The organism is Flavobacterium aquidurense, from assembly GCF_002217195.1.
GTDB lineage: Bacteria > Bacteroidota > Bacteroidia > Flavobacteriales > Flavobacteriaceae > Flavobacterium > Flavobacterium frigidimaris.
Genome location: NZ_MUGR01000026.1, coordinates 126018 through 132256, shown reverse-complemented (window position 1 = coordinate 132256; position 6239 = coordinate 126018). Strand labels below are relative to the sequence as shown.

The 6239-nt window shown below is 37.2% G+C and carries 5 protein-coding genes; all 5 read left to right on the top strand.

Features of this window, described 5'->3' with window-relative positions; translation table 11 throughout:
- Positions 1–178: 178 nt before the first annotated feature.
- The 5 genes from ribB to B0A67_RS14450 all read left to right on the top strand — a co-directional run bounded on the left by ribB (position 179) and on the right by B0A67_RS14450 (position 6216).
- Entirely contained in the window at positions 179–841 is a 663-nt protein-coding gene (gene ribB / locus B0A67_RS14475) for a 3,4-dihydroxy-2-butanone-4-phosphate synthase (protein WP_072953965.1), read from the top strand.
- Positions 842–844: 3 nt separating this feature from the next.
- On the top strand, positions 845–1417 hold the full coding sequence (locus B0A67_RS14470) for a Crp/Fnr family transcriptional regulator (RefSeq protein ID WP_207557343.1): 573 nt from the start codon (positions 845–847) through the stop codon (positions 1415–1417).
- A gap of 945 nt (positions 1418–2362) precedes the next feature.
- On the top strand, positions 2363–2836 hold the full coding sequence (locus B0A67_RS14460) for a DUF4625 domain-containing protein (protein ID WP_072953969.1): 474 nt from the start codon (positions 2363–2365) through the stop codon (positions 2834–2836).
- Between the two features lie 10 nt (positions 2837–2846).
- Positions 2847–5273 (top strand): TonB-dependent receptor, encoded by a 2427-nt coding sequence (locus B0A67_RS14455; RefSeq protein ID WP_084074428.1) that lies wholly within the window; start codon positions 2847–2849, stop codon positions 5271–5273.
- Between the two features lie 37 nt (positions 5274–5310).
- Positions 5311–6216 (top strand): DUF4625 domain-containing protein, encoded by a 906-nt coding sequence (locus B0A67_RS14450; RefSeq protein ID WP_072954271.1) that lies wholly within the window; start codon positions 5311–5313, stop codon positions 6214–6216.
- Positions 6217–6239 lie beyond the last annotated feature (23 nt).

Sequence of the window (6239 nt, the reverse complement as noted above, 5' to 3'; positions counted from 1 at the left end):
TTGCGAAAATTTGCGTAATTTGTGGTTAATCAATAATTCGTAAAAATTCGTAAAAATTCGTGTAATTCGTGTAATTCGTGGCCAACTAAAAAACTCATTTTATTGACCTACATCAAACTTTTGCGTCTTAAACAACTCTAGATTTGCTGCTTATTAATTTTTAAATATCCAAAACAAAATGATCAGCACACTAACATATCCATTAGAAAAATTTGGTTTAACCAGCGTACAACGTGTAGAAAATGCTTTGAAACATTTACAAAACGGAAAAGGAATATTATTAACTGATGATGAAGACCGCGAAAATGAAGGCGATTTGATTTTTTCGGCACAACATATAAATGTTCAAAATATGGCAATGATGATCCGTGAATGCAGCGGAATTGTCTGTCTTTGCCTGAACAACGAAAAAGCCGATCAGCTTGAATTGCCTTATATGGTTAAAGAAAATACGAGTAGTTTCCAGACTCCGTTTACTGTTACCATCGAAGCAAGAGAAGGCGTTACCACCGGAGTTTCTGCAGCGGACCGAATTACCACTATTAAAGCGGCAAGCGCCGTAAATGCTCAGGCTTCAGACTTAGCCAGACCGGGACATATTTTTCCTTTACGCGCCAGAAACAATGGAGTTCTTGAACGAAACGGACATACTGAAGGCAGTGTCGATCTAATGCAATTAGCGGGATTAAAACCCGAAGCCGTTTTGTGCGAACTAATGAATGAAGATGGCAGCATGGCTAAACTTGGTAAAATCATTAGCTTTGCAGAACAGCACGATTTGGTAGTTTTATCTATAGAAGATATTATTTATTACCGCAAATTTGTGAGAGATTATAAATAAACAATGATATACGAGCAGCTTAGGGATTATATAAAAAATCGTATTGAGGTTTCTGATGAAAACCTCAATACGATTTTGTCGCATTTCAAACCTTTACAACAAGGCAAAAACGAGTTGCTGCTTTCTGCGGGACAAACCAGTCAAAACACTTATTTTGTGGGCAAAGGCTGTTTGAGGATCTTTTTTATCAATGAAGAAGGAAAAGATGTTACGCGCTATATTGCTTTCGAAAATCAGATTGCTACCGCACTCGTGAGTTTTATAACCAAATTGCCTTCTCAGGAATACATTCAGGTCATCGAAAAATCAGAACTCTTGTATATTACACACGAAGATTTTGATCATCTCCTCAAAACCGTTCCCGAATGGATGCAATTTTACTGTTCGTATTTAGAAAAAGCCTACGTAAATAATACCAACAGATTGATGTCATTTACCACAATGGATGCCTTAGAACGCTATCAATGGCTGCTTAAAATAAATCCGACGATTGTAAAACGATTGCCAAACAAAATAGTAGCCTCCTACATCAATGTTTCCCAGGAAACCCTAAGCCGCCTGAAATCGAAATTTTAAAGAATATTAAAGTTTCCTAATTATCTAATTATCCATTTTTTTTAATGAAACATTGTTGCATTTACCAATAAGAATTTTATATTTGCAACTACATTGCGTTAAGCATGTATTCATCTGAATGAAAAAGAAATTTAAAATCTTATCTCTTTTTTTACCACTAACAGTCGTATTTGCTATACTGTTTCCGGTACTGCATTCGTATGAACACATCCACAGTCATAATGCGAGCCACAAAAGCATAAAAGAATACCCTTCTACTTCGAAAACCGAATTTAAAATACACGATCATTCTAACGAAGAATGCGCAATATGTCATTTTAAATTTAGTCCTGTTGGTACTTTTTCCTTTGTGTCCTTTCAGTTTTATAAAAACAGTACCATAATTCACTTTGTACATTTTTATTCGAAATCACTATCTGAGTTTTTCAAGGGTTCTCTGTTCTCTCTCAGAGCACCTCCTGTTATCTAAATCATAAAAGTAAATCATTCAATTCTGAGCTGATTTGTATTTATAAATTTTAGAGCTAAATAATGTAGAAAAAGTAATTCGCTTTTTCGGGATTCTTACTATTTCATTTTTCCTTGCGGTATTTTATTGCTTAGAAATCTTTTTAATATTCTGATAGTGTCAAAGCTGCTCCTTTTTGGTATACAACTGCTTTGCATAAAAATCGAATCAGAATCAATAGTAGTATCTTTTATTTTCTATTACCCGTAAATTCATAGCTTAAATCTGAATATCGCTTAAACGCTGTTACACTACGTTTTAAGCTTGCTTTTTTAGATCCCGTCACTTCTTTTACATTCCTAAAACTGATTAGAAGAAATGTTTTTATATCCTTTTTTGCAGGATTTAAAACCAGCTTTCTTCAGGATCTCTTATATCCAATTTCCCCTTTAGTAATTTCAATTTTATACATATGAACCCTCTAAAAACCCAACAAAATGAAGAAAACTAAAACACTCGCTATCGTTTTAATAAGCCTGTTAGCCCTGGTTTCCTGCAGCAGTGACAACAACGGAATTGATACGGAATATCCTGTAATTGATATTTCGGCATCGAATGCATTTCCTGTTCAATGCAGTGAAGTAACCCGCGGACAAAAAATTACGTTCCGTGCCCAATTTACAGACAACACTGAACTGGGATCTTACAGTCTTGACATTCACCACAATTTCGACCATCATACGCACAGTACAGAGGTTAATACCTGTGTGGCTGATCCTGTCAAAAAACCGGTAAATCCAATGTTGTATATCAATTCCGTTACGATTCCCAAAGGGCAAAAAAGTTACGAAGCAATACAGGAAATCACTATTCCCGCTGATATAGATCCGGGAGATTATCATTTTATGATCCGTTTGACAGATAAAGAAGGCTGGCAGACAATTAAAGGATTAAGTATTAAAATTTTATAAGCTGTTTTTGATGAACGAAAATAAATCAAATCGATTGTACACTTTTTGCCTGTTGCTGTTTTGTTTTGCTATAATAACAAATGCAGCAGCGCAGTCTGTGCGCATATCCGGCAGCGTATTTTCGAATGGGCAGCAACCACTAGAAGGCGCTATCATTACGATTCATCCCGCAAAGCTTACTATTCTTACGGATAAAAAGGGTGGTTTTTATCTGAATCAAATACCTAAAAATACCCAAAAATTAACGGTGTGTTATTCTGGTTTTACACTTTATGAAATGAATCTTTCTTTGAATGAAAATTCCAATGTACTGCCTGATATTTTTTTAAAACCTGAAATAAAAGAATTGCAGGAAGTCATCATTTCAGATGGTTATACAGCACGCAGAAAAAAAGAGGAATCACTGAATCTCGAAATTGTAAACAGCAGTTATATCCAGCGCAACCTTAGCGGAAGCCTTATGCAATCCCTGCAAAGACTTCCCGGAGTTAAGACCATTTCGATTGGTTCGGGAGGTTCTAAACCCTTAATTCGCGGATTGAGCTTTAATCAGGTGATTGTTGTTGAAAACGGCATTAAACACGAAGGCCAGCAATGGGGTGCCGATCACGGTCTCGAGATCGATCAATATGCCGTAAATAGGGTTGAAATTATCAAAGGGCCTTCGGCATTTATTTACGGATCTGATGCTATTGGCGGTGCTATTAATATAAAACCTGTACCCTTTCCTGCTAAAAATGTTTTGGGCGGAAGCATTGATTTTACAGGAAAAAGCAATAACGAACAATTTGGAGGATCACTTAACTTATTCGGAAGAAACGAAAAATGGTTCTTTGATACCAGAGTAACCGCCATGGATTATGGCGATTACCGCGTTCCTACTGATACTGTTCATGTTTACAACTATGCCGTTCCGCTGTACAAAAATCATTTGCGCAATACAGCAGGACGCGAAATGGATGTACACGGAACTGTGGGTTATATTACCAATAACTTTAAATCCGTATTCTATCTGAGTAACATTTACACCAAAAGCGGCTTTTTTGCCAATGCCCACGGGCTTGAGCCACGAAATGTTGATACGGATCTTCATGATAAATCAAGTAGAGATATTCTAATGCCAAATCAGGAAGTTACCCATACCAAAATCAGCAATACCACTTCGTTTCAATTAGGAAGTCACCAACTCGAAACGCAATTGGGTTTCCAGAAAAATTTCCGTCGCGAATGGAGCCATTACGTCAATCATGGTTATATGCCTCCTGTATATCCGGCTGATATGTATGCCCCGCAGGATTTGGAAAGACAATACGATAAAGAAGTTTTTTCTGTTGCTGTTAAAGATCAACTTGCCTTTAAAAATCATCAGGTTACGATTGGAATAAATGCGGAACAGCAACAAAACGATATTAACGGATGGAGCTTTCTGATTCCTGCTTTTAAGCAATTGAATGCCGGATTATTTGTTTATGATAAAATTCAGCTTAACGATTTATGGCTGCTTCATGGCGCAGTTCGCTTTGATCATGGCCGCATCGACATGAAACAGTACACCGATTGGTTTCAAAGCGAAATCAGCCTAAATGGAGAAACGCGTTCTGAATATTTAAAGCGTTCTGATGACCTGACCCAAACATTTGACAGTTTCAACTGGTCAGCAGGCGTAAATTATACTCCGGGACAATTATCTCTTAAAGCCAATTTAGGAACAAGTTTTAGAATGCCAATTGCCAAAGAACTGGCTTCAAACGGAGTCAATTATCATTATTTCAGATTCGAAAAAGGAGATCCCAATTTATCAGCAGAACGTTCGTACCAATTAGATCTTGGTATGGAATGGCAGGAAAATAAATGGTCAGTTCAGCTGAGTCCGTTTTTGAATTATTTCCCCAATTACATTTACCTGAATCCTACTTCGCAACATGATATTTATTACGGCGCCGGCAATCAGGTTTTTGAATACGAGCAAAGCAAAGTCATGCGTTACGGTGGTGAACTGCAAATGCGTTATCAGTTCCTGAAAAATGTAAGCGGTGAGATTCTGGCCGAATACCTGTATTCAGAACAATTATCAGGGAGCAAAAAAGGGTATACGCTTCCCTTCTCTCCTCCTGCTTCGGTTTTGTTTGGGATGACGTACAATCCGGAAATCAAAAACTTGCAAGACACGTATTTCTCTCTTGATTATCGGTATACCGCGCAACAAAATCAAATTGTTCCGCCGGAGAAAAAAACAGCTAGCAGTAACGTTTTTAATCTGGCAATGGGAACGAAAATCAAAGCCGGTCAGCAGGATTTCATTATTAGTATGCAAATTCAAAATTTATTGAATACCAAATACCTCAATCATACCAGTTTTTACAGGTTGATCGAACTCCCTGAAGCCAGCAGAAACATTATTCTATCCGTTAGAATTCCCTTTTTAATACATCAATAAAAATAATATGAACACAATTAACAAACCCAATTCCAACATGAAAAAAGTACAATTATTTCTTCTGTTTTTGACCGTTAGTGCCGGATTCACGGCCTGTAGTAACGACGATAATGATAAACCTGTTTTAAAACCAACCGCGACAGCTGTCGAAATTGGAACCGCTAATAACAAACGCGCTTTAATTGGCAGGGATTTCCATTTTAATGCTGATGTTGTTGCCGGTGATAAAATTGCCGATGTACAACTTAAGATTCTTCCTAAAAAAGGAGAAACGTATACTAAAGACTGGAGATTCGAAGTTTCCTGGATCGAATACAAAGGTGCAAAAAACACCAACGTACACAAACATTTTAATATCCCTGCCGATGCTCCCGAAGGTAAATTCGATTTCTATTTTATTGTGCTGGATGAAAACGGATCGCAACTCGAAATCAAAGAAGAACTTACGATTACAGATCCTGCCAATATGCCTGCTGATCCGCTAATTGGACGCGATATGCTTTCGCGAAATGACGATATAATTTATTATATGAATACCTGGGTTGAACCGGAATTAATCTTCAAAAAGAATGATATCATTACAGCGCATGCACAAGTAAGCCAGATCATGGGCGACGGTATTTTATATTCGGTTTTGATCAAAAAGAGCCTTAATTACCATCCCGAAAGTATTGATAATCTTGATTTCAAAAAAGTAATCGTGATTTCTAAAGCAGAACACAAAGGACTTCCGGCAGCTTCAAAAATCGCGACACTGCAAAAAATCAATGACGTTTGGGGTGGAGAAAGTATCGTCGTTGGCGCTGATAAAGATACCGAAGGAAACCCTACGACCGCAGACAAATCATGGCAATCCGGGCAATACAATTGGGTAGTTCTGTATAAAAACACCTCTTATAACCTGAGCGTGTACAAATCAATGCCAATTACCATCAATTTCTAATCTACACATTTTTAAAACTAAAT

Excerpts from the sequence above, each read along its gene's own strand:
- ribB (WP_072953965.1), top strand. The coding sequence starts at position 179 with ATGATCAGCACACTAACATATCCATTAGAAAAATTTGGTTTAACCAGC.
- B0A67_RS14470 (WP_207557343.1), top strand. The coding sequence starts at position 845 with ATGATATACGAGCAGCTTAGGGATTATATAAAAAATCGTATTGAGGTT.
- B0A67_RS14460 (WP_072953969.1), top strand. The coding sequence starts at position 2,363 with ATGAAGAAAACTAAAACACTCGCTATCGTTTTAATAAGCCTGTTAGCC.
- B0A67_RS14455 (WP_084074428.1), top strand. The coding sequence starts at position 2,847 with ATGAACGAAAATAAATCAAATCGATTGTACACTTTTTGCCTGTTGCTG.
- B0A67_RS14450 (WP_072954271.1), top strand. The coding sequence starts at position 5,311 with ATGAAAAAAGTACAATTATTTCTTCTGTTTTTGACCGTTAGTGCCGGA.